Genomic DNA, 23,697 nt, shown 5'->3' with positions numbered 1-23,697 from the left:
TAATTTTAGCTAGACTTATAAAGTTATCGATAACAAAACGGAGGTAAATAACAATGGCTATTCATTCACCATATAATTCATGGGCAAGCAAGCGTCCTGTTGGCCACGATGCCGGCAAGAAGGCTCGCCAAGAAACTACTGTTAATATCCAAGCTTGGGCTAAGGGTAAAGCAGAACTTGAAAACAAGTAATTATTTGCTTGTTAACTGAAGTCAAAAGGATCCTATTTCGCAGATATGCGAGTAGGATTTTTTTGTTTAAAAAATTAATATGGATTAATTGTTTGATAAAATTATTAATTGTAATGATATTTTTTTCACAATAACATTACCGTGCTTACAAAAATAAAGTATAATAGAATTGTATGTTATTAATGTAAATATGGAGGTATTAGCATGGAACAAGCTAATTTTGGTGTAGTTGGTTTAGCTGTAATGGGTCGTAATTTGGCTTTAAACGTTGAATCAAGAGGTTATACGGTTGCAGTTTACAACCGTTCACGCACACGGACGGATGATTTGGTAGCAAAGCATGCTGAAAAGCATTTTGTTCCAAGTTATACCGTTGAAGATTTTGTTAAATCAATCGAACGCCCCCGACGAATTTTGTTGATGGTCAAGGCTGGGGCTGGAACAGATGCTGTCATCGAAGAATTATTACCATTTTTGGAAAAAGATGATATCTTGATCGATGGTGGGAATACATTCTTTGAAGATACAATGCGCCGTTCTGAATATTTGGCGGCATCTGGAATTAACTTCATCGGAATGGGTGTTTCTGGTGGAGAATTAGGGGCCTTAGAAGGACCCTCAATGATGCCTGGTGGTCAAAAGGAAGCTTATGACCTAGTAGAACCAATTTTGCATGAAATTGCGGCCAAGGCACCTGAAGATGGAAAGCCTACAGTAACTTACATTGGACCAGATGGTGCAGGGCATTATGTTAAAATGGTGCACAATGGAATTGAGTATGGAGATATGCAATTAATTGCTGAATCATATGATATTTTAAAACGTGTAGTTGGTTTGTCACAAACTGATTTAGCAGATACCTTTAAAGAATGGAATGCTGGAGAACTTGATTCATATTTGATCGAGATTACAGCTGACATTTTGACGCGAAAAGATGATCTTGGTAGTGATAAGCCAATGGTTGATATGATCTTGGACCGTGCTGGTAACAAGGGAACTGGAAAGTGGTCTTCACAATCAGCTTTGGAAGTTGGGGCACCTCAATCATTAATCACTGAATCAGTTTATGCGCGTTACATCTCTGCAATGAAGGATGATCGTGTTGCTGCTTCAAAGGAACTAAATGGCCCTGATTATCAATTTGAAGGTGATCTAAAGGCAACAGTTGAAGACTTACGTCAAGCTTTGTATTTCGGAAAGATTATGTCTTATGCTCAAGGATTTGATCAATTGCGTATGGCATCAGACCACTATGATTGGAATTTGCCATTTGGTGAATTAGCTCAATTATGGCGTGCCGGTGCAATTATTCGGGCGCGCTTCTTGCAACGGATTACAGATGCATATGATGCTGATCCAGCATTGCATAATCTTTTGTTGAACGACTACTTTAAGACGATTGCCGAAAAGTATCAAGGAGCTGCTCGACGGGTTGTGGCTTTGGCAGTTGAAGCTGGAATTCCAGCACCATCACTTTCAGCCGCAGTAGCTTATTACGATTCATATCGTTCAGCCGTTTTGCCAGCAAACTTAATCCAAGCACAACGGGATTACTTTGGAGCACACACATATGAACGAGTAGACCAACCAGCAGGTAAAATGTATCATTATAGCTGGTATGACGAAGCCTAGGCATTAGTTATTATCAATGTTAAAGGACGGATCTTATTTGAGATTTGCCCTTTTTTTTATGTATAAAAAGAAAAGTGTTCGTAAATTAAGGCGAATTATTTTATTTATGATGTCTAAAATTGGTTTTATTTATATATTTCACAAAAACAACACAATTTCATACGGGTTTAAATTGTAATAGAAAAAAATGTATGATATGGTGGAAAAAAGTCTTTTCTAGTAGTCTGAACATGGGTAGGGAGTAATGATATGCAAACAAAGCCAAGTGTAGATTTGAAACGTGATTTAGGGATTATTTCTGGTTTATCAATGGTCGTAGGAACAGTGATCGGATCAGGTATTTTTTTTAAACAAGCTAGTGTTTTAGAAATGGCCGGTGGACAAACCCAAGGCTTGTTAGCTTGGGGCTTGGGAGGAATTATAACCTTAGCTGCTGGGCTAACAATTGCTGAAGTGGGTTCGAGAATTCCTAAAGCTGGTGGCCTTTATAGCTATATTGATGGAATCTATGGTCACTTAATGGGGTTTTTGACGGGATGGTCGCAGGTTGTAGTATATGCACCGGCCGTGATTGCCTCAATCGGTGGTTATGCGGCGCATCTTACCGCTAATTTTTTAGGATTAGATTTGATTTGGGCTCGATGGATTGGCGTTGGCTACATTTGTTTTGTGATGGGCTTAAATTTATTAGGTAATCGGATCGCAGCGGGCTTCGCAGTTTTAACTACTGCAGTTAAAATGATCCCGATAATTATCTTGATTGTTTATGGACTTTTTTTTGGACGAGTAGACGCCGTTGGAGAGACAGTCACGCAAGTAACGGCAACGCCTGGCGGAAGCTTTGGGATGGCTGTTTTAGCAACATTATTTGCTTATGATGGTTGGGTACTTGTAGCTAATATTCGAGATGAGATGAAAAATCCTAAACGAGATCTACCTTTATCGATAGTTTTTGGAGTTCTTTTGATTCTGCTATCATATTTAGGGGTTACTTACGGCGTTTATCGGGTCTTGCCAGCACAAGAAATAGTAAATTTAAAGGATAATGCTGTCTTTGCGGTGGTGAAGTCAGCTTTTGGTCTCTTGGGGGGCCGGATTATGTCTTTAATTATTATTATTTCAATGCTAGGAACGATGAACGGTAAAATGGTGGCTTTTCCTAGAATGGCTTATAACATGTCAAAAGATGGCCTTTTCCCAAATTATTTAAAAAACTTGAGTACAAAATCATTTGTCCCAGCGCAAGCAACGATTACGATTGCTTTGATGGCCATTTTGATTGCTGCTTTCACTGATTCAGCGGATCTTTTGTCGAATCTTGCTATTTTTACCATCTGGATTTTTTATGTTTTGGCATTCATTGGCGTTTTTATTTTGCGATATCGTCAAAAAAATATGCAGTTAAAAATTGATTTCAAAACGCCACTGTTTCCAATTACGCCTTTAATTGGAATTTTTGGGGGAACTTTTGTCGTTGGTTCTACTTTAATTACTGATTTTAAAGGTGCAATGGCTTCAATTATTATGGTTTTGGTAGGTATTCCAGTATACTATTACTATAGCAATAAGCAAAAGCACATGAAATGAGTGAAATTATCATATGAAAAAAATTGAACGTGGTCAAAAATTCATCACTAAAAATCTAGAATTATTTCGTTGTAATGTTTGTCATGAACCATATTCTGAAGTTCAAGACACAAGTTTAATATGCCCTAATCAGCATCGATTAGATTTAAATAAAAAAGGTGGCTTGGTTTTTTTGAATCATGCAGTTAATACTGAATATGATGATAAGATGCTTGCCGCACGTCGTAGGGTTCTAACAGCGGGGCTTTTTGATGGGATTATTACTGCAGTGGCAGCGAATCTACCCACAACTAAACAAACCGTTTTGGACGTAGGAACTGGGGAAGGGACACCTTTGGCTCGGTTATTAGAACAGAGAGCTGGTTTGGACACAGCAATTGGCTTTGATATTAGTAAAGCTGGTATTAATCTAGCGACGCAGCTGGATACATCAGCTTTTTTCACGGTTGCAGATTTAGCACAACTACCTTTTAATGATGATAGTTTTGATAGTGTGGTTGAATTTTTCTCACCCAGTGCCTATCAAGAATTTAATCGGGTGTTAAAGCCAGGTGGAAAAATTGTTAAAGTTGTGCCAAATACCAATTATTTACATGAACTAAGAGAAATGCTGTATCCAATAGATTCGCCTAATCATACTTATGATAATCAAAAGGTAGTTGATCGGTTTATATCTCAATATCCAGATGCAGAAATACAAAATATTACTTATCAATGGGAAATACCAGCTGATTTATGGATTGATTTATTACATATGACCCCATTGCATTGGGGTGCCCGGCAAGAAGCTCAAATTGCAGCAGAGCAAACTTCCTTACCTTTTGTAACGGTTGATATTCAAGTTTTGACGACGTTAAAAGAAGGAAAATAAATTTTTTGTGGTAAAATTGATCATTTTTCGTTAGAATTATAAAGAGTGAATTGAAGATGAAGGGAGGAATGGGGAGACATGTTTCCAGAACGCTTACGAGAATTACGCAAAAGCCGTAATATTACGTTAGAAATGTTAGCAGAAGCGCTAAATCAACAATTAGATCCGGGGCAAAAACCAAATACCGCGGCTCAAATTGGGAACTGGGAACGTGGTGACCGTTCACCTTCATATTTGGAAGTGCGTAAATTAGCTGATTTTTTTGAAGTGACAATGGATTTTCTAGTGGGACGGGCCAGTGATGAAACGACTGATTTATCATTGCTATTTTTATCGGGAAAAGAAATTGATTTTAATGGTAAAGCTTTAACTGATCAAGAACGGTTTGATATTTTCCAAATTATTAATCGTCATTTTGCTGAGAAAAATAGTATTTTTGGTAATAATAATCAGACGATTATTAATCAACAAGGTGATTTGTTTTAAGAGTATTTATAAAAAATAATTAATATTAAATAAAAAATTCGGCTGGCACATATTTTTGGGCCAGCCTTTTTCAATTTTAAAAGAGGATCAAATGAAGAATAAAATAACAATATCGCAACCGATAAGTTTAGAAACAAGTTCTTATTTTCAACAAATAAAAAATTATCAATCAAAATTCAAACTAATACCAACGATTGTGGATATGGTCAATAATGTCTTATCAGTTGATACTGACTTGCAAGCAGGAATTTTACCGGATCACCTTCCATTTTTAGAGATTAACGATCAGATGGTTTCAGCGGTTCAGCAGCAAATCATCACCCAATATCCAAATCAACCAACGTTGGGGAATCAATTATGGAATCAAAAAATTGAAGAATTGATGGGTTTAGATCATTTGTTGCATGGTCTGCGAGATGAATTAATTAAAAGATATAAAATGTATGGCTATGTTTCATCCCCAGCGGTTGAATATTTATCTAAATATTTAGCTGGTCGTAAGACTTTAGAATTAATGGCTGGCTATGGATATTTATCAGTTGGATTGAAGTCCATACAACCGCTACATTGGATTCATGCAGTTGATAATGAGAGTTGGCAATTTCAACCCCAACAAAGTTTATTACCGCCACAATCACTGGTTGAAAAGATGGATGCTTTGGATGCCCTGAAACATTATGGATCTGAGTCTGAGGTTATTATTTTGAGTTGGTCGCCTGATCAAGATGAAATTGATCTGGAATTATTAGCTTGGGTACGAGAAAATTTCAGTGGAGAATTCTTAGTTTTAGGAGAATTTAAAGGGGCGACTAATTCGCAAGCATTTTGGGATAAAGCAAATTTAGAACCAATGGAAGAATATAATCAAAGGTTTAAAAGTTTTGATTTAATTGATGAAAAATTATATCGGGTTAAGTGACTTAAAAGACTTGTTTCATGAACATAATTAAGATATTATTAAATAATTATGTGAAAAAGATCAATGGATTGGGTGAGATGACATGAAAATTTGGGATCAAATGTGGCAGAAAGAATCAGCTGCCAATTATGAAGATAAGGATGCCCGCCTACAACGGGTATTGGGAGTTAAAGACTTCTTAGCATTAGGGGTTGGGACGATCGTTTCTGCCTCGATCTTTACATTGCCGGGCGTCATTGCAGCTGGACATGCTGGGCCAGCAGTGGTGGTTTCGTTTATTTTGGCGGCATTAGTTGCTGGATTAATTGCTTTTGCTTATGCTGAAATGGCTTCAGCAATGCCATTTGCCGGTTCTGCTTATTCTTGGATTAATGTTTTGTTTGGTGAATTCCTAGGATGGTTAGTCGGTTGGGCCTTGTTAGCTGAATATTTTATTGCTCTAGCCTTTGTGGGAGCTGGTTTATCAGCTAATTTAAGGGGACTGTTAGCTGAATTTGGTTTGCAGGTACCTCAAGTCTTTGTAACTCCCATTGTAGATGGTGGTTATGGGGATTGGATTTCAATTGCTTCAATTCTAATTGTAACGGTTTTATTAGGACGAGGAGTTAAGAATGCCACTCGGGTAGAACTATTTCTGGTGATTGCTAAAGTGTTTGCTATCTTGTTGTTTATCGTAGTTGGATTAACAGCTTTTCATGCTAGTAATTTACATCCATTTGTTCCTCAATATGATCCGAGTGTAAAACCTGGACCTTATGGTGGCTGGCAAGGGATTTGGGCAGGAGTTTCGGGAATTTTCCTATCATATATTGGATTTGATGCTATTGCAGCCAATTCGGCGGAAGCTAAAAACCCAGGTAAGACGATGCCTCATGGAATTTTAGGATCGTTATTAATTGCCGTTGTCCTATTTTCAGCTGTGTCGTTAGTTTTGGTTGGAATGTTTAAAGCTAGCGCATATGCAGGTAATGCTGAGCCTGTGGCTTGGGCGTTACGAGAAGCTGGGCATCCAATTGTAGCAGCAGTAGTTGCTATGATTGCGGTAGTTGGAATGTTTAGTGCTTTGATTGGAATGAGCATGGCCGGTTCAAGACTAGTTTATTCATTCGGCCGGGATGGATTATTACCTCAGTCATTAGGTCGTTTAAATAAAGACCAGTTACCAAATGTCGGTCTTTGGACGGTCGCGATTGTTGCTATTGTGATTACTGCTTTCTTTGAATTCTCACAACTTGCACAATTAATTTCGGCAGGAACCCTATTTGCTTTTATTTTTGTAGCATTAGGTATTTATCGTTTGCGTCCACGTGAAGGGCGTGATCTAACTGATCCTGCTTTTAAAATGCCATTATATCCGGTCTTACCAATGGTCGCAGCCTTATTTGCTCTGTTTGTATTATTAGGTTTGGGATTAGATGCAAAATTAATGATGATTGGTTGGTTTATCTTAGGGCTAATTGTTTACTTTACTTATGGAATGAAGCATAAAATTCGTTAGCTGTTCTGTGAAAATTAATATAAGTTGTAATTTACAAGCACTGGGTTAAGTTAATAAAAGATAGAGAGTTGATTAGCGTAGTTAGGTTTTGAACCTAATGTTAATTAACTCTTTTTTGATGCTTGGAATGCGAATGATTGGAGTCCACTTTAAATTAGAGTAGAATAAGGTAAAATTAAATCAAGAAAGAGGAGTATAAAAATGACATATTCGTTAAATTGGAATTTAGAAACTATTTTTAAGGGTGGAGTTCATGGAACAGAATTCAATATTAAAATAGAAACTCTTAGGCAACAGGTTATTGAATTCAGTACACAAGTAAAGCAAGATAAATCAGATCACAAAATTGAAAAAATGGGGGAGCTGTTTGGACTTTATCAGGAAATTCTGTCAGGGTATTTAACTGCAGACCTCTTTGTGAATGCTTGGTCAGCTGATGATTATACTAATTCAGAATTCAGACCAATTCAAAATCAAATTGATCAATTAGGAACAGAATTAGCTAAGCCTGAAAAGGAATTGCAAGTTTTCTTAGCTGAATTAACAGAGACAGAATTTGAAAATTTATTAGCGCAACCGGAGTTAGCAGAGCTTCAATTCAACTTAAGTGAACAACGGGCAAAAGCCCAATATCTATTGGATTCAAAAACTGAAGACCTTTTGGATCAGTTACGGTTGGATAGTTTAATGGGTTGGTCGCAGCATTATGAAACTTTGGTGGCCGGTCTGACTTTGAGTTTTGAAGATGAAAATGGGCAACAACAAACGATTTCAGCTGGACAAGCCTTAAATCAAATTGATGGCTATCCAGATGCTCAAGTTCGACGAGGTATAATGCAGGCTTATGAAAAAATGTGGACTAAGGTGGAAGATTTAGCAGCAGATACGTTGAACCATCTAGCTGGTGCACGCCTAACTGAACAAAAAGCCCGAGGTTATCAAGATTATATGGAAGAGCCATTAGCTTTAAACCGTATGTCTGCTGAAACTTTAAATAATATGTGGTCAGTTGTGGATGCGCACAAAGATATGTTTAAGCCATATTTTGAACGGCGGGCCCAATTGATGGACATCGATAAATTAGGATGGCAAGATCAAACGGCACCTTTGACTCATTTGGGAACATATCAACTCGCTCCTCTATCCTATGATGAGGCCGCAAAATTAATTATTACTAATTTTGGACAATATTCATCTAAAATGGCACAATTTGCGCAGAATGCCTTTGAAAAAGGTTGGATTGAGGCAGAAGATCGGCCTGGTAAGCAACCTGGTGGTTGGATGGAGAGTGTTCCAGATATAAATGAATCACGAATTTTCCTAACGTTCACTGGTTCTCCCAATGATGCAGCTACGATTGCCCATGAGTTAGGACATGGTTTCCATACGAGCGTACTTCAGGATCTTCCATATTTAAGAAATGATTATGCAATGAATGTGGCTGAAACAGCTTCTACTTTTGCCGAATTGATTGTGAATGATGCAAATGTGCAAAGTGCCCAAAGTGATGCTGAACGAGTAATGCTATTAGATGCTAAGCTGGCTAATCCAGTAGCTATGTTTTTAAATATTCATGCTCGATATCTTTTTGAAAATGAATTTTATCAAGCTCGGCAAGAAGGTTATGTAACTGCTTCACGTCTTAATCAGATGATGGAAAATGCTCAAAAAACAGCATTTAGAGATAGCTTATCAGAATGGCACCCTCATTTTTGGGCTTCAAAGTTACATTTCTATGCAGATGATGTTCCATTTTATAACTTCCCCTATACGTTTGGTTATCTATTCAGTGCAGGAATTTATGCTTGGGCTAAGACACAACCTAATTTTGAGGAAGCTTATATTAGTTTGTTACGGGATACAGCAGCTATGTCAACTGAGGAATTGGCACAAAAGCATTTGGGAGTTGATTTAACCAAACCTGATTTCTTTGAGGCTGGAGTTTCAGCAATTCAAGCAGATATTGATCAGTATCTAGACCTATCAGAACCGTTTATCTAAGATTTAAAAATAAACGGATCCTAATTATGAATTATTACAATCAAAATATGATGGGTTAAAGTTTAAAGTCAGTGATAATTGCATCTAAGCTGCTTTGTTGCACTCATTTTTAATGTGCTTTACATCCGGTAGAACAATTTGTAGAATTAATAAAACGAAGATTTAAAAATGAAGGGAAGCACAGAATGACATTTAGAAGTTCACTGGCTACTTTTGCAGGACGCCTAACTTATTTGAGTTTGACGAAAGTGCTCCATCGCGGAGGTACTTCACTTCCTGGAATGGTAGCTACTAAAATTGACCCTAATGTTTTACAGACCATAGCTGATCGTTATGATGTCGTGTTAGTGACGGGAACTAATGGTAAAACTTTGACAACTGCCTTGATTACAAGGGTTTTAAGAGAAAAGTATGCACGTGTAATTACGAATCCATCTGGATCTAATATGATTCAAGGAATTGCGGGAACGATGTTGTCTGCTAAGCAACCAAAAAAGGGTGAGAAAGTTTTGGTGGTTTTGGAAGTCGATGAAGCAAATATGGAGATGGTGAGTGCTCAGTTAAAGCCACAAGCTTTCGTTTTGACCAATATTTTCCGTGATCAATTAGATCGTTACGGAGAAATTTATACAACCTATGATAAAATTTTGCGTGGAATTCGACAATTCCCAGAAGCTACAGTGATTTTGAATGCTGATTCGCCGATTTTCTTACGAGAGCAGCTACCTAATCCAGTGATTAACTTTGGATTTAATCATTTACCTGTAACAGGAGATAAACGAGCTCCAATAAATACTGATGGAGTCTTATCACCGACCGATGATAGTATTTTGTCATATCACTTCCGCACGTATGCCAATCAAGGCTTTTATTTTTCAAAAACAGACGATTTCAAACGTCCCGAATTGGATTATGCGGTCACCAATATTAATAAACTAACACCACGTTATTCAAACTTCGATTTGGATGGAGAAACTTATCAAATCGAAATTGGAGGACTTTATAATATTTATAATGCCTTGACTGCATATGCCGTGGGTCAATGGCTAGGAGTTACCAAGCAACAAATCCATCATGCTTTCGAATCAAATGCCCAAATCTTTGGTCGGCAGGAATTGATTCATGTTGGGGATAAAGAAGTTACCATTGTGTTGATTAAAAATCCGGTTGGGGCTAATCAAGTGATTGATATGATGAAAACTGATCCGGAGCCAATTTCGGTTTTGGGGCTTTTGAATGCTAATTACGCTGATGGAATTGATACTAGCTGGATTTGGGATGCTGAATTTGAAGATTTAATGGATATGAACGTGAAAGCAATTGCTACAGGTGGTGAAAGATATCGCGATTTGTACGTGCGCTTGAAGATGGCGGGCTTTGGAGATCATCCTTATTATCAGGATATGAATCAAGTGGTTGATGCAATTCAAAAGATGCCGACAAAACGGGTCTATGTGATGGCTACTTATACAGCAATGCTACAATTACGAACTAGGCTCGCTCAAAAAGGATTTATTAAAAACAAAAAAATGGGGGATGCATAATGGCTGAATTTCAATTGAATACCGCACATCTATATGCAGACTTAATGAATACTTATGGAGACTATGGTAATTTAGTTGCCTTACGCTACTACGCTAAACAACTTGGAGTTAGATTTGAAACCACAACTGTTTCAATTGGCGATGAATTTGATGCGAATGCTTATGATTTTGTTTTATTTGGTGGCGGACAAGATTACGAAGAACAGGTTGTTTCTGCAGATCTACCGACTAAAGCTGCAAATATTAAAAAATACATCGAAGCTGATGGACCCTTCTTGGGCGTTTGTGGTGGATTCCAACTACTAGGAGAATATTTTTTGTTAGCAGATGGCACACGAGTTGAGGGAATTTCGGCAATGCATCACTATACCCTAAATCAACCCCATGGTCGCTTTACTGGTAATGTTCAAATTAAAAATGAAGAAACTGGTCAAATTTATAAAGGCTTCGAAAACCATCAAGGTCGGACATTTATTGCAAGTGATGAACGACCATTAGGAACGGTGCTTCACGGGAATGGTAATAACGGTGAAGATGGTAGTGAGGGCTTAATCTATCGGAATGTTTTTGGAACTTATTTCCATGGACCTATCTTAACTCGCAACGGAAATTTAGCATTACGTATTTTAAAAATTGCGTTAGAGCGAAAATATCCTAACGTTGATTGGGCCACAAAAATTTCTGCGATTGAACCTGAAAATTTTTAAACTTAATTTAAGTGGAACGAATTCGGTGAGAATCGAACTGAAACGCATATTTAATGTGGATTAGTTCGATTTTTATTTAGTCCAAATTAATCTAAGGTGGTAGCGTGAATTTGGTATGCTGTTTTAACTTATCCAGAATCAGATCTTGTGGAAAGTTCCGCAAATAGGATATCGATTTCGTGTATAATAAAAGGAACATATTTAAAAAGGGGTGGCAAAGATGGCACAATTATTTTTTCGTTATGGTGCAATGGCAAGCGGTAAAAGTATTGAAATACTAAAAGTAGCCCATAATTATGAGAGTCAAGGACGTAAAGTACTACTCTTAACGAATGCCTTGGATGATCGCACCGAAATTGGTTCGATTGCGTCTCGAATTGGCTTGCAAAGAGAAGCTAGGGCAATTCAGGCCGAGGATGATATATTCACCATTTTAGAATCAACGGAAGAATTTTCAGCTGTCTTAATTGATGAAGCTCAATTTTTAACCCGAGAACAAGTTTTACAATTAACTCGAATTGTGGATGAATTAGATGTTCCTGTTTTGACATTTGGATTAAAACAAGATGCTTTTAATCAATTGTTTCCGGGGTCTGAAGCTTTGCTGATCTATGCGGATAAAATTGAAGAAATGAAAACATTATGTTCATTTTGTACCCGTAAGGCAATTATGAATTTGCGAATTGCCAATGGTCACCCCGTGTATTCAGGGGCACAAATTCAAATTGGGGGCGATGAAGCCTATATGCCGGTTTGCCGCCGCCATTATCAAAATCCAGATTTGGCAATGATCAAAAAACATACTAATGCTGTAAAAGGGGAATAAGACGGATGGATGAAATTTTTGAAAAAGTACAAACCCTTGTGGATCGCTATGAAGAAGTGAGCGAAATGCTCAGTGATCCGGAGGTAATCGGGGATACTAAACGTTTTATGGAACTCTCAAAAGAAGAGGGTTCATTACGTGAAACGGTTGATACCTTCAAACGTTATCAAGCAGTGGTAACGAATTTAGAAGAAGATAAAGAAATGTTGAAAGAAAAACTTGATCCCGAAATGGAAGAATTAACCAAGGAAGAGATCAAGGAATTAACTAGTCAAAAAACTGATTTTGAAGATCAGTTGAAAATTATGTTATTGCCAAAAGATCCCAATGATGAAAAGAATATTATCATGGAAATTCATGGGGCAGCTGGTGGTGATGAAGCCGCTTTGTTTGCTGGTAATTTGTATGAAATGTATTCTCGTTATGCTGAAAAACAAGGATGGAAGATTCAAATTATTGATGAGAATCGGACTGAAATTGGTGGATATAAAGAATTAGTATTGATGATTCAGGGAGACAATGTTTATTCAAAGTTAAAATTTGAAAATGGTGCACATCGAGTTCAACGGGTTCCCGAAACTGAATCAGCTGGTCGAGTGCATACATCAACAGCAACAGTCGGTGTGATGCCAGAATATGAAGATGTTGACATAAAAATTGAAGATAAAGATTTGCGAGTTGATGTTTACCGTTCTTCTGGGGCGGGAGGTCAACACATTAATAAGACCTCATCAGCTGTTCGAATGACCCATTTGCCAACAGGAGTTGTTGTGGCCATGCAAGATGAACGTTCACAGCAACAAAACCGAGCTAAGGCGATGGAAATTTTGAAAACTCGTGTTTATAACTTCTATGCTTCACAAAATGAGGCGGAATATTCTGAAATGCGTAAAACAGCTGTGGGAACCGGTGATCGTTCTGAACGAATTCGGACTTATAATTATCCTCAAAATCGGGTGACTGATCATCGAATTGGTTTGTCTTTGAATAAGTTAGACCGGATCATGAACGGTGAATTAGAAGATGTGATTGATGCATTGGTTATTGCAGACCAAGCTGCCAAATTAGAAGAATTGAAGAATTAATATGTTTGAATTAGAAATGACCTTTGAAGCGTTAAGAGAATGGGGCGATTGGCAACTAGAACCATACATCCAAGACAAAACGGAACGGATGGCGCAGATTGATTATTTGCTAACTGGAATGATGAATTGGAATTATGGACAGTTACAGAATAATTTGAATACTGTTATCGAAGATGAAAAAAGAATTCGGTTTATGGTAGCTGTGAGAGCAATTAAGGGCGGACAACCGGTGCAGTATGCACTTGGACATGCGCCTTTTTATGGGCGTGAATTTAAGGTTGACCGGCGGGTATTAATACCACGTCCTGAAACCGAAGAATTAGTTGATTGGATTTTAAAAGATGAAACAGCAAATTTTTTAAATATTTTAGATATTGGAACTGGTTCCGGAGCAATTGCTATTACACTAAAAGCGGAACGTCCGAATTGGACAGTCACAGCCAGTGATATTTCAAAAGATGCGCTCAGTGTGGCTAAAGATAATCAAGTACAGCAAAATGTGGATGTTTCATTAGTAGAGAGTGACTTATTGGATCAATTTGTTCCTGAACATCAGTTTGATGTCATTGTTTCAAATCCGCCTTATATTGCAGAACAAGAGAAATTTGTAATGGATGATTCTGTATTGATGTATGAACCAGATCTTGCTTTATTTGCCGCTGATGAAGGATTAGCTTTGTATAAAAGAATGGCCCAATCATTATTGGATTATCTGACACCCAAAGGTAGTGCTTATTTTGAAATTGGATATTTACAAGGGCCAGCATTAGTTGCTTTATTTAAGACTTTGCCAGACGTAGTTGTAGAATTGAGGCCTGACTTAAGCGGACATGATCGAATGATCAAGGTTAAGCGGACAAATTAAACTAGTGTTTAGATTGAAAATTAGGATTGGATTGACCAGGTTAAGGGTTTAAATTCAATTTGTTATGTTTAAATTCAATTATTTTAAATATTAAAAGTAAGAAGGCAAATGAGTATGGAAACAAAAATATGGAAAAATACAGAGCTAGAACCAGCAGTTAAAGCTTTGCAAAAAGGTCAGTTGGTTTCATTTCCAACTGAGACGGTCTATGGATTAGGAGCCGATGCTTTTAATGAAAAAGCCGTAAGTAAGGTTTATGCGGCTAAAGGACGTCCGTCAGATAATCCACTCATTGTTCATGTTTCTCGTCCTGAGACGGTACAGACATATGCCCAAGTCGATGCACGGGCGCAAAAACTGATGGATACCTTTTGGCCAGGACCGCTTACAATTATTTTACCTATTCAAGTAGGAAAATTATCTGCGTTGGTTACCGGTGGACTACAGACAGTAGCTTCACGAATGCCTGATAACGACTTAACACGTGCTTTAATTGATCAAGTTGGATCACCGTTGGTCGGCCCATCTGCTAATACGTCAGGGAAGCCTAGCCCTACAATCGCAAATCATGTTTATCATGATTTACACGGTAAAATTGCGGGAGTGCTTGATGATGGGGCAACTAAGATTGGAGTTGAGTCAACCGTAATCGATCTTTCAACTCCACAGGCAGCGATTTTGCGGCCAGGTAAGATTACGGCGGAGCAAATTGAGGCGATTTTAGGTGAATCCGTTGATACTAGTGAACACCATGTTTCAGCTGACGAAGCACCAAAAGCACCGGGGATGAAGTACCGGCATTATGCACCAGATAAAACTGTTTATATGGTGAAAGAGGCAGATTGGACGAAAGCAATTATTTGGGCTCAAAGTCAACTAGAACCAGTAGGTTTAATGTTATCAGATCAAATGATTGAAGCCCATCATTTAGCAGGAATGGATTTTGTCTGGCCTTTGGGTCCAGATGGGACGACTGCGGCTGCTAAATTGTTTGCTGGATTAAGAAACTTTGATGACCAAAAGAATGTTAAAATGATTTTAGTAGCAGAAATGCCACTTCAGCCAGAAAATGCGGCGTATAATAACCGCCTTGCAAAGGCTTCAGGACAACAATATTTTGACGCACAAGAGATGATGGATTTTTAAATTAATCTTTCAAATCGGTAGTCAGCACTTGCCAAGGAGAATGCATATGAATTATCGTGAATTTGATCCGGAACTGTGGGCGGCAATGGACCGCGAAGAAGCTCGACAGGAGCATAACATTGAATTAATTGCTTCTGAAAATATTGTATCTGCTGGGGTTAAAGCTGCCCAGGGAAGTGTTTTGACGAATAAATATGCGGAAGGATACCCTGGAAAACGTTATTATGGGGGGACCGAATATATTGATCAAGTTGAGCAATTAGCGATCGATCGTGCCAAAGAATTATTTGGTGCTGAATATGCTAATGTGCAACCACACTCTGGTTCACAAGCAAATGCTGGAGTTTATATGGCTCTTTTAGAACATGGTGATCATGTGCTTGGGTTAGGTTTGAATGAGGGTGGACACTTAACACATGGTTCTAGCGTTAATTTTTCAGGTAAGACTTATCATTTTCACGCTTATGGATTGGATGAAAATGAATTAATTGACTATGATCAAGTTGAGCAATTGGCCCATGAATTTAAACCAAAATTAATTGTCACAGGAGCTTCAGCGTACTCACGGTTTATTGATTTTGATCGTTTCCGTGCCATTGCAGATTCAGTTGGAGCCTATTTGATGGTTGATATGGCGCACATTGCTGGTCTAATTGCCGCAGGGGTCCATCCTAGTCCAGTTGGAATTGCAGATGTTGTAACAACAACAACGCATAAAACTTTGCGGGGACCACGTGGTGGGATGATTCTAGCCAAAGCTGAGTTAGGGAAAAAGTTGAATTCAGCGATTTTCCCAGGAACGCAGGGTGGTCCACTTGAACACGTGATTGCTGGTAAGGCGGTTGCTTTCTATGAAGACATGCAACCTAGTTTTAAACAATATGGACAACAGATAGTAAAAAATGCAAAAGCAATGGTGGAGGTCTTTAAGACGTCTGACCTAGTTCGGGTTGTGTCAGGGGGAACAGATAATCATTTGTTCAATCTTGATTTAACGGCTAGTGGATTAAGTGGTAAAGAAGCACAAAATATTCTAGATTCTGTAGCAATTACAGTGAATAAGGAGGCCATTCCCAATGAACCTCGTAGCCCATTTATTACATCTGGAATTCGGATTGGGACACCTGCTATTACGACACGCGGATTTAAAGAATCTGAGGTCAAACAAGTAGCCCAATTAATTTTACAAGTTTTTTCAAATCCACATGATGAAGGTAATTTAGCTGAGGTAGCTAAGAGTGTGAGGGACTTAACTGCCCGTTTCCCACTTGACCAAATTGAATATGCAAATTAATTATCCCAAAATGTGATCAGATTGTTTATAATGGTTAATAATAAAAATTAATAATTTAAAAGAGAAAAAGAGGCCAGCAATGAGTAAATTAACTGTATTTGATCATCCTTTAATTCAACACAAGTTGACAATTATTCGTGATAAGCGAGTTGGGACTAAAGAATTTCGTGAAATTGTCGATGAAATTGCATCATTAATGGCATACGAAGTGACACGTGATCTACCAACAATGGATGTAGAAGTTGAAACTCCGGTTGCAAAAACAACGAAGAAAACATTAGCTGGTAAAAAATTAGCAATTGTTCCAATTTTACGAGCCGGTTTAGGAATGGTGGATGGAATTATGAAGTTAATTCCAGCTGCCCGAATTGGTCATATTGGAATGTATCGTGATGAAAAGTCATTGGAACCCGTTGAATATTTTGTGAAGTTGCCAGAAGATATTGATCAACGTGAAGTTTTAGTAGTTGATCCAATGTTAGCAACTGGTGGTTCAGCCATCATGGCTATTGATGCTTTGAAGAAGCGTGGAGCAAAAACAATTAAGTTGATTACGATTGTTTCAGCCCCTATTGGTGTAGAGAATGTACAAGCTGCACATCCAGACGTTGATATTTTCACAGCTGGTCTTGATGATGAGCTAAACGAAGAAGGTTATATTGTACCTGGTTTGGGTGATGCGGGTGACCGTTTATTTGGAACTCGTTAATTCGAATTTGCATTTATTATGAATTTAATCTAAGGATCTGAGTAGCTAAAAAGCTATTCAGGTCCTTTTAATTTCCATTTAATTAAAATAAGCACATACTATGAATCTGAATAAAAATTATATATGTTATGTCAAAAGAGAGTGATACGAGGGTTTAAGTTGGTAAAAAGTGAAATTATTAGACAACATAGGAAAGTAATTCAAAAATTAACAAAAAATTGATGTTATTTTCCGTTGAAAAATGGTTTGAATGGAGTAAAATAGGATTGGTAAATACTAAAAACGGTAATTGCTCCCCTGCAGTAACCGAAAAAATTATGAAAGGAAAGAGGTGAGTTTTTTGGACGAAAAGTCTACCACATTTCAAATGCTGGGCTTAACTTTTGATTGGCCTGTTGTAATTTCAACTGTGATTGCGGCACTTTTGGTATTCTTCCTTGTCTTCTTTTTGTCAAGACGTTTGACAATGAAGCCAGGTAAGAAGCAAAATGTGCTTGAATGGATGATTGACTTTACAAATGGAATTGTGGACAGTTCTTTGCCCCGTTCAATTGGAAATGAACTTAAATTAATAGCGTTTACGCTATTCTTATTTATTTTGATTTCAAACGAAATGGGTCTAGCAATTCAGGTTGCCTTTGGTGATGTCACGTATGTGAAGTCTCCAACTGCGAACCCAATTGTTACGATGGGATTGGCATTGCTTGTTATTGGCTTAGCAAACTTTGTCGGAGTAAATAAGCTAGGCTTCAAGGGTTACTTTAAAACAACTTTCTTGAGCCCAATGCCGGCATTGCTCCCAATTAATATTTTCGAGCAATTCACTAATTATTTGACTTTGGCATTACGTTTATATGGTAATATCATGGCCGGTGAAATGCTCTTGATGTTGATTACTAATTTTGGTAATCCATCCCACCTGGGACTCACTATAGTTCCTGCATTTATCTTGTCAATGATTTGGCAAGCGTTCTCATTATTCATCGGTGGTATTCAGGCCTTTATCTTCGTCACATTGTTGTCGATCTATACGTCTGAACATGCTATCGCTGAATAAATATTTTTTTTTATTTTATTAATTCGGAGGAATTTATACTATGACTGGTCATATTGCTACTATTGGTGCAGGTATTGCTGCAGCTGGTGCCGCTATCGGTACCGGTATTGGTAACGGACGTGTTATTGCTGCGATGATCGAAGGAACATCACGTCAACCTGAACTAGAAGGAAAGTTACGTACAAACATGTTCGTTGGAGTCGCTTTGATCGAAGCCGTTCCTATCTTGGCTTTCGTTATCTCATTGATGTTGCTTTCAAAGTAATTTTAGCGGCAAAAATAGAGAGGAGCCAACCACATGTTAAATGGAATTTTACTGGTTAATGCCAGTGAGCAGTTGGCTTTGGGTGATATGGTCTTTGTTCTACTATCTTTCATTGTTTTACTACTTTTTGTAGGAAAATTTGCATGGAAGCCTGTAACAAAGATGATGCAAGATCGTGCTGATAAGATTGCTAACGACCTTGATTCTGCAGAAAACGATAAGACAGAAGCTGCAAAGTTGAAGTCACAACGTTCTGAAGAATTACAAGCCACACAATCACAAGCAACAACTATCATTAATAGTGCTAAAGACACTGCTTCAAAGCGGAGCGATGAAATTCTAGATGAAGCGCGTGAAAACGCTAGTTCATTGAAGATCAAAGCAAATGCTGAAATTGCGCAAGAGCGTACTGAAGCAATGGCAAGTGTTAAGAATGATGTTGCTGAATTATCAGTTTCAATTGCACAAAAAATTATCCAAAAAGAACTGAAATTAGATGATCAAAAAGCATTAATTGATGCTTACATCGGAGAGTTAGAGGCAAAGTAATGGCATTAAAAAACGCGATTATCGCGCAACGATATGCGACTGCTTTGTTCGAATTATCTCATGACCAAAATAGTGATACTGAGACACTTGCTGAATTGCAAGAACTCACTAAAGTATTACAAGCTAATCCTAATTTGGAAAAGGTAATCAATGCTAAAAACATTAATGAGTCAGCTAAGCGAGAAGTTTTAAAGACTTTAACAGAGCCTGCTTCACAATTAGTTACTAATTTAGTTAATATGTCATTTGATTATCAAAGGTTTGATTTATTACCACAGATTGTGCAAGAATATCAAATCCTTGTCTATCGTTCAATTGGTCATATGACTGCTGAAGTGAAGACAGTGGTTGAGTTGGATGCCGATCAGATTGATCGTCTGAAGCAAGTTATCGTTAAGCGCTTTGGTGCGAAGACGGTTGACTTGGAACAAACGATTGATCCCTCATTATTAGGTGGGGTAATTATTTCTGCTAACAACCAAATTGTGGACGGGTCATTAGCAACTAAGTTAGCTGCTATTCGCCAAAGTATCGTCCATTAATTATCAAATAATATCAGTGCAACTGCACAAACGTAAGAAAGAGGAACTGCTGAAATGAGCATTAAAGCTGAAGAAATCAGTTCACTCATCAAAGCCCAACTCGCTAATTACGAATCAGAATTGACGGTCCAAGAAACTGGAACCGTAACCTATGTTGGTGATGGAATCGCCCGGGTTACTGGTTTGGAAAACGCAATGGCCGGTGAATTGGTTGAATTCGCAAATGGTGTGTTTGGAATGGCACAAAACTTGGAATCAAATGATGTTGGTATCATTGTTCTAGGTGAATTTGATGGAATCCGTGAAGGCGACATTGTCAAGCGTACGGGTAAAATCATGGAAGTGCCAGTTGGTGAGGAAATGATTGGCCGTGTTGTTAATGCATTGGGACAACCCGTTGATGGAATGGGCCCAATTAACACAAACAAGACGCGCCCTATTGAAGTTAAAGCACCCGGTGTTATGGAACGTAAGTCTGTTTTTGAACCACTTCAAACTGGTTTGAAAGCGGTCGACGCATTAGTTCCAATCGGACGTGGACAACGAGAATTGATCATTGGAGATCGTAAGACTGGTAAGACTTCTGTTGCGATTGATGCTATTTTGAACCAAAAGGATCAAAATATCATCGTTGTATACGTTGCGATTGGTCAAAAGGACTCAACTGTCCGGACCCAAGTTGAAACATTGCGTGCAATGGGAGCCTTGGATTACACGATCGTTGTTACTGCTGGACCATCAGAACCAGCACCCCTATTGTACTTAGCACCTTATGCTGGTGCTGCAATGGGTGAAGAATTTATGTACAACGGAAAGCATGTCTTGATTGTTTATGATGATCTATCAAAGCAAGCAACGGCATACCGTGAGCTGTCATTGATTCTTCGTCGTCCGCCTGGACGTGAAGCTTATCCTGGTGATGTCTTCTACTTGCACTCACGTTTGCTAGAACGTGCTGCAAAGTTGAGTGATGAACTTGGTGGTGGATCAATGACGGCTTTGCCAATCATTGAAACACAAGCTGGAGACGTTTCAGCTTATATCCCAACGAACGTTATCTCAATTACGGATGGACAGATCTTCTTGGATTCTGACCAATTCTATTCTGGTAATCGTCCTGCGATTGATGCTGGAACTTCGGTTTCTCGTGTCGGAGGAGACGCGCAAATTAAGGCTATGAAGAAGGTTGCCGGAACTTTGCGTTTGGATCTTTCATCATATAAGGAATTGGAAGCTTTCTCTCAATTCGGATCTGATTTGGATGCTGCAACGCAATCTAAGTTGGCTCGAGGACGTCGTACTGTTGAATTGTTGAAGCAACCTTTGCATCAACCAATGCCTGTTGAAGAACAAGTTTTGTCATTATATGCTCTATCTCATGGTTACATGGATGATGTTGCGGTTGATGATATTATGCGATTTGAAACAGAATTGATTCAAGCCGTTCGTTCAACTAATAATGAATTGTTGCAAACTGTTGTTGAAACTAAGAATTTGCCTGATACCGATGCAATGAATGCAGCGATTGAAAACTTCAAGGCAACTTTTAGCGCCAGCGATAATGCAGAGAAATAAGTAGAGGAGGGGCGAAATGGCAGCTTCTTTGCAAGACATTCAACGCCGTATTGCCTCAACGAAAAAGACGCGCCAAATTACATCAGCGATGCAAATGGTTTCAACAGCTAAATTAAGCCAAATTCAACGTCAGGGTGGATCATATCATGATTACTCTGATCGCTTACATGATATGGTTTCCCATATTGCGCAAGCTAATCTGGCTAATTCAGCAGGAACTTTGCTGGAACAACGTGAAATTAAGAAAGTCGGTTTCTTAGTTATTACGTCTGATCGTGGTTTAGTTGGCGGTTATAACTCAACCTTGCTAAAAGGATTGATGTCAATCATTAAAGAACGTGATCTTAAGCCCGAACAAATCGAGTTTTTGGTTGTGGGAGGTAATGGTGCTGATTTTCTTAAAAAGCGTGGTTACAAGTTAGCTTATGAATATACTAATGTGGCGGACGTTCCCACTTTTAATGGGATCCGCGACATTGTGTCAACAGTAACCGAAATGTACGACAATGCTGTATTTGATGAGTTAACAGTTGTCTATAATCACTTCGTCACTCGGATTTCAAATGAATTCCGAGCTGAAAAAATGTTACCAGTATCAACTGATGGCATGGTTGATCCAAATGAATCAACTGGCTACCACGCAGAATATGACGTGGAACCATCAGCGGAAGCTATTTTGCAAGTTATTTTGCCACAATATGCACAAAGCCTAATCTATGGAGCAATCTTAGATGCTAAAACGGCCGAGCATGCGGCATCATCAACAGCGATGTCTTCAGCCACTGATAATGCGAAGGATATTATTGATAAGTTAGACTTACAATTTAATCGTGCGCGTCAGAGTGCAATTACGACTGAAATTACTGAAATTACTGGTGGAATGGCAGCCCTTGAATAGTAGGGCACATTCTACTATAGAATTTGTTTAGAAAAAGGAAGGATAACGACAATGAGTACCGGACGAGTTGTACAAGTCATTGGACCAGTCGTTGACGTTCAATTCCCATTAGATAGCCAAATTCCTGACATCAATAACGCCTTAATCATCGATCGTGGTGAAGCGGGTAATTTGACTGTTGAGGTTTCTTTGGCCCTCGGTGACGGAGTTGTTCGGACGATTGCCATGGACTCATCTGACGGCTTACAACGTGGTATGGCAGTGGAGGATACTGGGGAACCAATCTCAGTCCCTGTCGGTGAAGTAACGTTGGGTCGTGTCTTTAACGTGTTGGGTGACACAATTGATAATGGTGAAAAAATTGGGGCGGATGTTCAACGTGATCCAATCCATCGTGCATCACCAGCTTATGACCAATTAAAAACATCTACTGAGATCTTGGAAACAGGAATCAAAGTGATTGACCTACTTGCTCCATATGTTCGTGGAGGAAAGATTGGGTTGTTCGGGGGAGCCGGAGTTGGTAAGACGGTCTTGATTCAAGAGTTGATTCACAATATCGCGCAAGGACACAATGGTATTTCTGTCTTTACTGGAGTTGGGGAACGTACCCGAGAAGGTAATGACATGTATCACGAAATGATGGATTCAGGAGTTTTGAAGCAAACCGCTATGGTTTACGGACAAATGAATGAGCCTCCTGGAGCCCGTATGCGGGTTGCCTTAACTGGTTTGACAATTGCGGAACATTTCCGTGATATCAATGGCCAAGATGTTTTGTTGTTTATTGACAACATTTTCCGATTCACACAAGCTGGATCTGAAGTTTCTGCCCTTTTGGGTCGGATTCCATCTGCCGTTGGTTACCAACCAACTTTGGCAACTGAAATGGGACAACTTCAAGAGCGAATTACGTCAACGCAAAAGGGATCAGTTACATCAATTCAGGCTGTTTATGTGCCTGCCGATGACTATACTGACCCTGCGCCAGCAACGACTTTCGCGCACTTGGATGCCACAACTAACTTGGAGCGTTCTTTGACGCAACAAGGAATCTATCCTGCCGTTGATCCATTGGCATCAACGTCAACTGCTTTGACGCCTGAAATTGTTGGACAAGAGCACTATCAAGTTGCTGTTGAAGTTCAACAAACTTTGCAACGTTATCGCGAATTGCAAGATATCATTTCAATTTTGGGAATGGATGAACTTTCAGATGAAGAGAAGACCACGGTTAACCGTGCCCGTCGAATCCAATTCTTCTTGTCACAACCATTCTCTGTTGCGGAGACATTTACTGGTTTGGCAGGACAATATGTTCCTGTTGAAGAAACTGTTCGCAGTTTCAAGGAAATTTTGGATGGAAAGTATGATGATCTTCCTGAAGAAGCCTTCCGAAATGTTGGAGCCGTTGAAATGGCAGTTGAAAAAGCCAAGACATTGAATTAAT

23 protein-coding genes are annotated in these 23,697 nt (G+C 38.7%); all 23 read left to right on the top strand.

The window, feature by feature from the left end; genetic code table 11:
- Positions 1 to 53 precede the first annotated feature (53 nt).
- The gene (locus JC2156_RS09015; protein WP_006846029.1) at positions 54 to 191 is read left to right on the top strand and encodes a hypothetical protein; all 138 of its coding nucleotides are present in this window, start codon (positions 54 to 56) and stop codon (positions 189 to 191) included.
- Positions 192 to 395: 204 nt separating this feature from the next.
- A complete protein-coding gene (gene gndA, locus JC2156_RS07485; protein WP_006846028.1) occupies positions 396 to 1,823 on the top strand; it encodes an NADP-dependent phosphogluconate dehydrogenase in 1,428 nt (475 codons plus the stop codon).
- A 249-nt stretch (positions 1,824 to 2,072) separates the two neighbouring features.
- Complete coding sequence (locus tag JC2156_RS07480; protein WP_006846027.1) at positions 2,073 to 3,410, top strand: APC family permease; 1,338 nt, start codon at positions 2,073 to 2,075, stop codon at positions 3,408 to 3,410.
- A 13-nt stretch (positions 3,411 to 3,423) separates the two neighbouring features.
- The gene (locus JC2156_RS07475) at positions 3,424 to 4,281 is read left to right on the top strand and encodes a methyltransferase domain-containing protein (protein ID WP_006846026.1); all 858 of its coding nucleotides are present in this window, start codon (positions 3,424 to 3,426) and stop codon (positions 4,279 to 4,281) included.
- 78 nt (positions 4,282 to 4,359) lie between these two features.
- Entirely contained in the window at positions 4,360 to 4,767 is a 408-nt protein-coding gene (locus tag JC2156_RS07470) for a helix-turn-helix domain-containing protein (RefSeq protein WP_006846025.1), read from the top strand.
- Between the two features lie 91 nt (positions 4,768 to 4,858).
- Positions 4,859 to 5,686, top strand: a complete 828-nt coding sequence (locus JC2156_RS07465) for a hypothetical protein (protein WP_006846024.1) — start codon at positions 4,859 to 4,861, stop codon at positions 5,684 to 5,686.
- A gap of 82 nt (positions 5,687 to 5,768) precedes the next feature.
- The gene (locus tag JC2156_RS07460; RefSeq protein WP_006846023.1) at positions 5,769 to 7,184 is read left to right on the top strand and encodes an APC family permease; all 1,416 of its coding nucleotides are present in this window, start codon (positions 5,769 to 5,771) and stop codon (positions 7,182 to 7,184) included.
- A 201-nt stretch (positions 7,185 to 7,385) separates the two neighbouring features.
- Complete coding sequence (locus tag JC2156_RS07455) at positions 7,386 to 9,185, top strand: M3 family oligoendopeptidase (protein WP_006846022.1); 1,800 nt, start codon at positions 7,386 to 7,388, stop codon at positions 9,183 to 9,185.
- Between the two features lie 185 nt (positions 9,186 to 9,370).
- Positions 9,371 to 10,729, top strand: a complete 1,359-nt coding sequence (locus JC2156_RS07450) for a Mur ligase family protein (RefSeq protein WP_006846021.1) — start codon at positions 9,371 to 9,373, stop codon at positions 10,727 to 10,729.
- Positions 10,729 to 11,436: a type 1 glutamine amidotransferase gene (locus tag JC2156_RS07445; protein ID WP_006846020.1), complete on the top strand. Its 708-nt coding sequence runs from the start codon at positions 10,729 to 10,731 to the stop codon at positions 11,434 to 11,436. Before JC2156_RS07450 ends, JC2156_RS07445 begins: the two co-directional genes overlap by 1 nt.
- Before the next feature lie 220 nt (positions 11,437 to 11,656).
- Complete coding sequence (locus tag JC2156_RS07440) at positions 11,657 to 12,262, top strand: thymidine kinase (RefSeq protein ID WP_006846019.1); 606 nt, start codon at positions 11,657 to 11,659, stop codon at positions 12,260 to 12,262.
- Between the two features lie 5 nt (positions 12,263 to 12,267).
- On the top strand, positions 12,268 to 13,347 hold the full coding sequence (gene prfA, locus JC2156_RS07435; protein WP_006846018.1) for a peptide chain release factor 1: 1,080 nt from the start codon (positions 12,268 to 12,270) through the stop codon (positions 13,345 to 13,347).
- A 1-nt stretch (position 13,348) separates the two neighbouring features.
- Positions 13,349 to 14,212: a peptide chain release factor N(5)-glutamine methyltransferase gene (prmC, locus tag JC2156_RS07430; RefSeq protein WP_006846017.1), complete on the top strand. Its 864-nt coding sequence runs from the start codon at positions 13,349 to 13,351 to the stop codon at positions 14,210 to 14,212.
- 114 nt (positions 14,213 to 14,326) lie between these two features.
- Positions 14,327 to 15,358 (top strand): L-threonylcarbamoyladenylate synthase, encoded by a 1,032-nt coding sequence (locus JC2156_RS07425; protein ID WP_006846016.1) that lies wholly within the window; start codon positions 14,327 to 14,329, stop codon positions 15,356 to 15,358.
- 46 nt (positions 15,359 to 15,404) lie between these two features.
- Positions 15,405 to 16,652 carry a serine hydroxymethyltransferase gene (gene glyA / locus JC2156_RS07420; RefSeq protein ID WP_006846015.1) on the top strand — a complete coding sequence of 416 codons (1,248 nt, stop codon included), beginning with the start codon at positions 15,405 to 15,407 and terminating at the stop codon, positions 16,650 to 16,652.
- Between the two features lie 79 nt (positions 16,653 to 16,731).
- On the top strand, positions 16,732 to 17,361 hold the full coding sequence (upp, locus tag JC2156_RS07415) for a uracil phosphoribosyltransferase (protein WP_006846014.1): 630 nt from the start codon (positions 16,732 to 16,734) through the stop codon (positions 17,359 to 17,361).
- Positions 17,362 to 17,701: 340 nt separating this feature from the next.
- Positions 17,702 to 18,418, top strand: a complete 717-nt coding sequence (atpB, locus tag JC2156_RS07410; RefSeq protein WP_006846013.1) for a F0F1 ATP synthase subunit A — start codon at positions 17,702 to 17,704, stop codon at positions 18,416 to 18,418.
- Positions 18,419 to 18,470: 52 nt separating this feature from the next.
- Entirely contained in the window at positions 18,471 to 18,683 is a 213-nt protein-coding gene (gene atpE / locus JC2156_RS07405) for a F0F1 ATP synthase subunit C (protein ID WP_269961283.1), read from the top strand.
- 33 nt (positions 18,684 to 18,716) lie between these two features.
- On the top strand, positions 18,717 to 19,232 hold the full coding sequence (atpF, locus tag JC2156_RS07400) for a F0F1 ATP synthase subunit B (RefSeq protein ID WP_006846011.1): 516 nt from the start codon (positions 18,717 to 18,719) through the stop codon (positions 19,230 to 19,232).
- Complete coding sequence (gene atpH / locus JC2156_RS07395) at positions 19,232 to 19,774, top strand: ATP synthase F1 subunit delta (RefSeq protein WP_006846010.1); 543 nt, start codon at positions 19,232 to 19,234, stop codon at positions 19,772 to 19,774. Before atpF ends, atpH begins: the two co-directional genes overlap by 1 nt.
- A gap of 54 nt (positions 19,775 to 19,828) precedes the next feature.
- A complete protein-coding gene (atpA, locus tag JC2156_RS07390; RefSeq protein ID WP_006846009.1) occupies positions 19,829 to 21,349 on the top strand; it encodes a F0F1 ATP synthase subunit alpha in 1,521 nt (506 codons plus the stop codon).
- A gap of 16 nt (positions 21,350 to 21,365) precedes the next feature.
- Positions 21,366 to 22,247, top strand: coding sequence for a F0F1 ATP synthase subunit gamma (locus tag JC2156_RS07385; RefSeq protein ID WP_006846008.1), 882 nt, complete (start codon positions 21,366 to 21,368; stop codon positions 22,245 to 22,247).
- A 51-nt stretch (positions 22,248 to 22,298) separates the two neighbouring features.
- On the top strand, positions 22,299 to 23,696 hold the full coding sequence (atpD, locus tag JC2156_RS07380) for a F0F1 ATP synthase subunit beta (RefSeq protein WP_006846007.1): 1,398 nt from the start codon (positions 22,299 to 22,301) through the stop codon (positions 23,694 to 23,696).
- The last annotated feature ends 1 nt before the right edge of the window (position 23,697 follow it).

This window comes from Weissella koreensis KCTC 3621 (assembly GCF_000277645.1).
The sequence above is the reverse complement of the archived record's forward strand: the minus strand, read 5'-3'. Positions and strand labels throughout refer to the sequence as shown.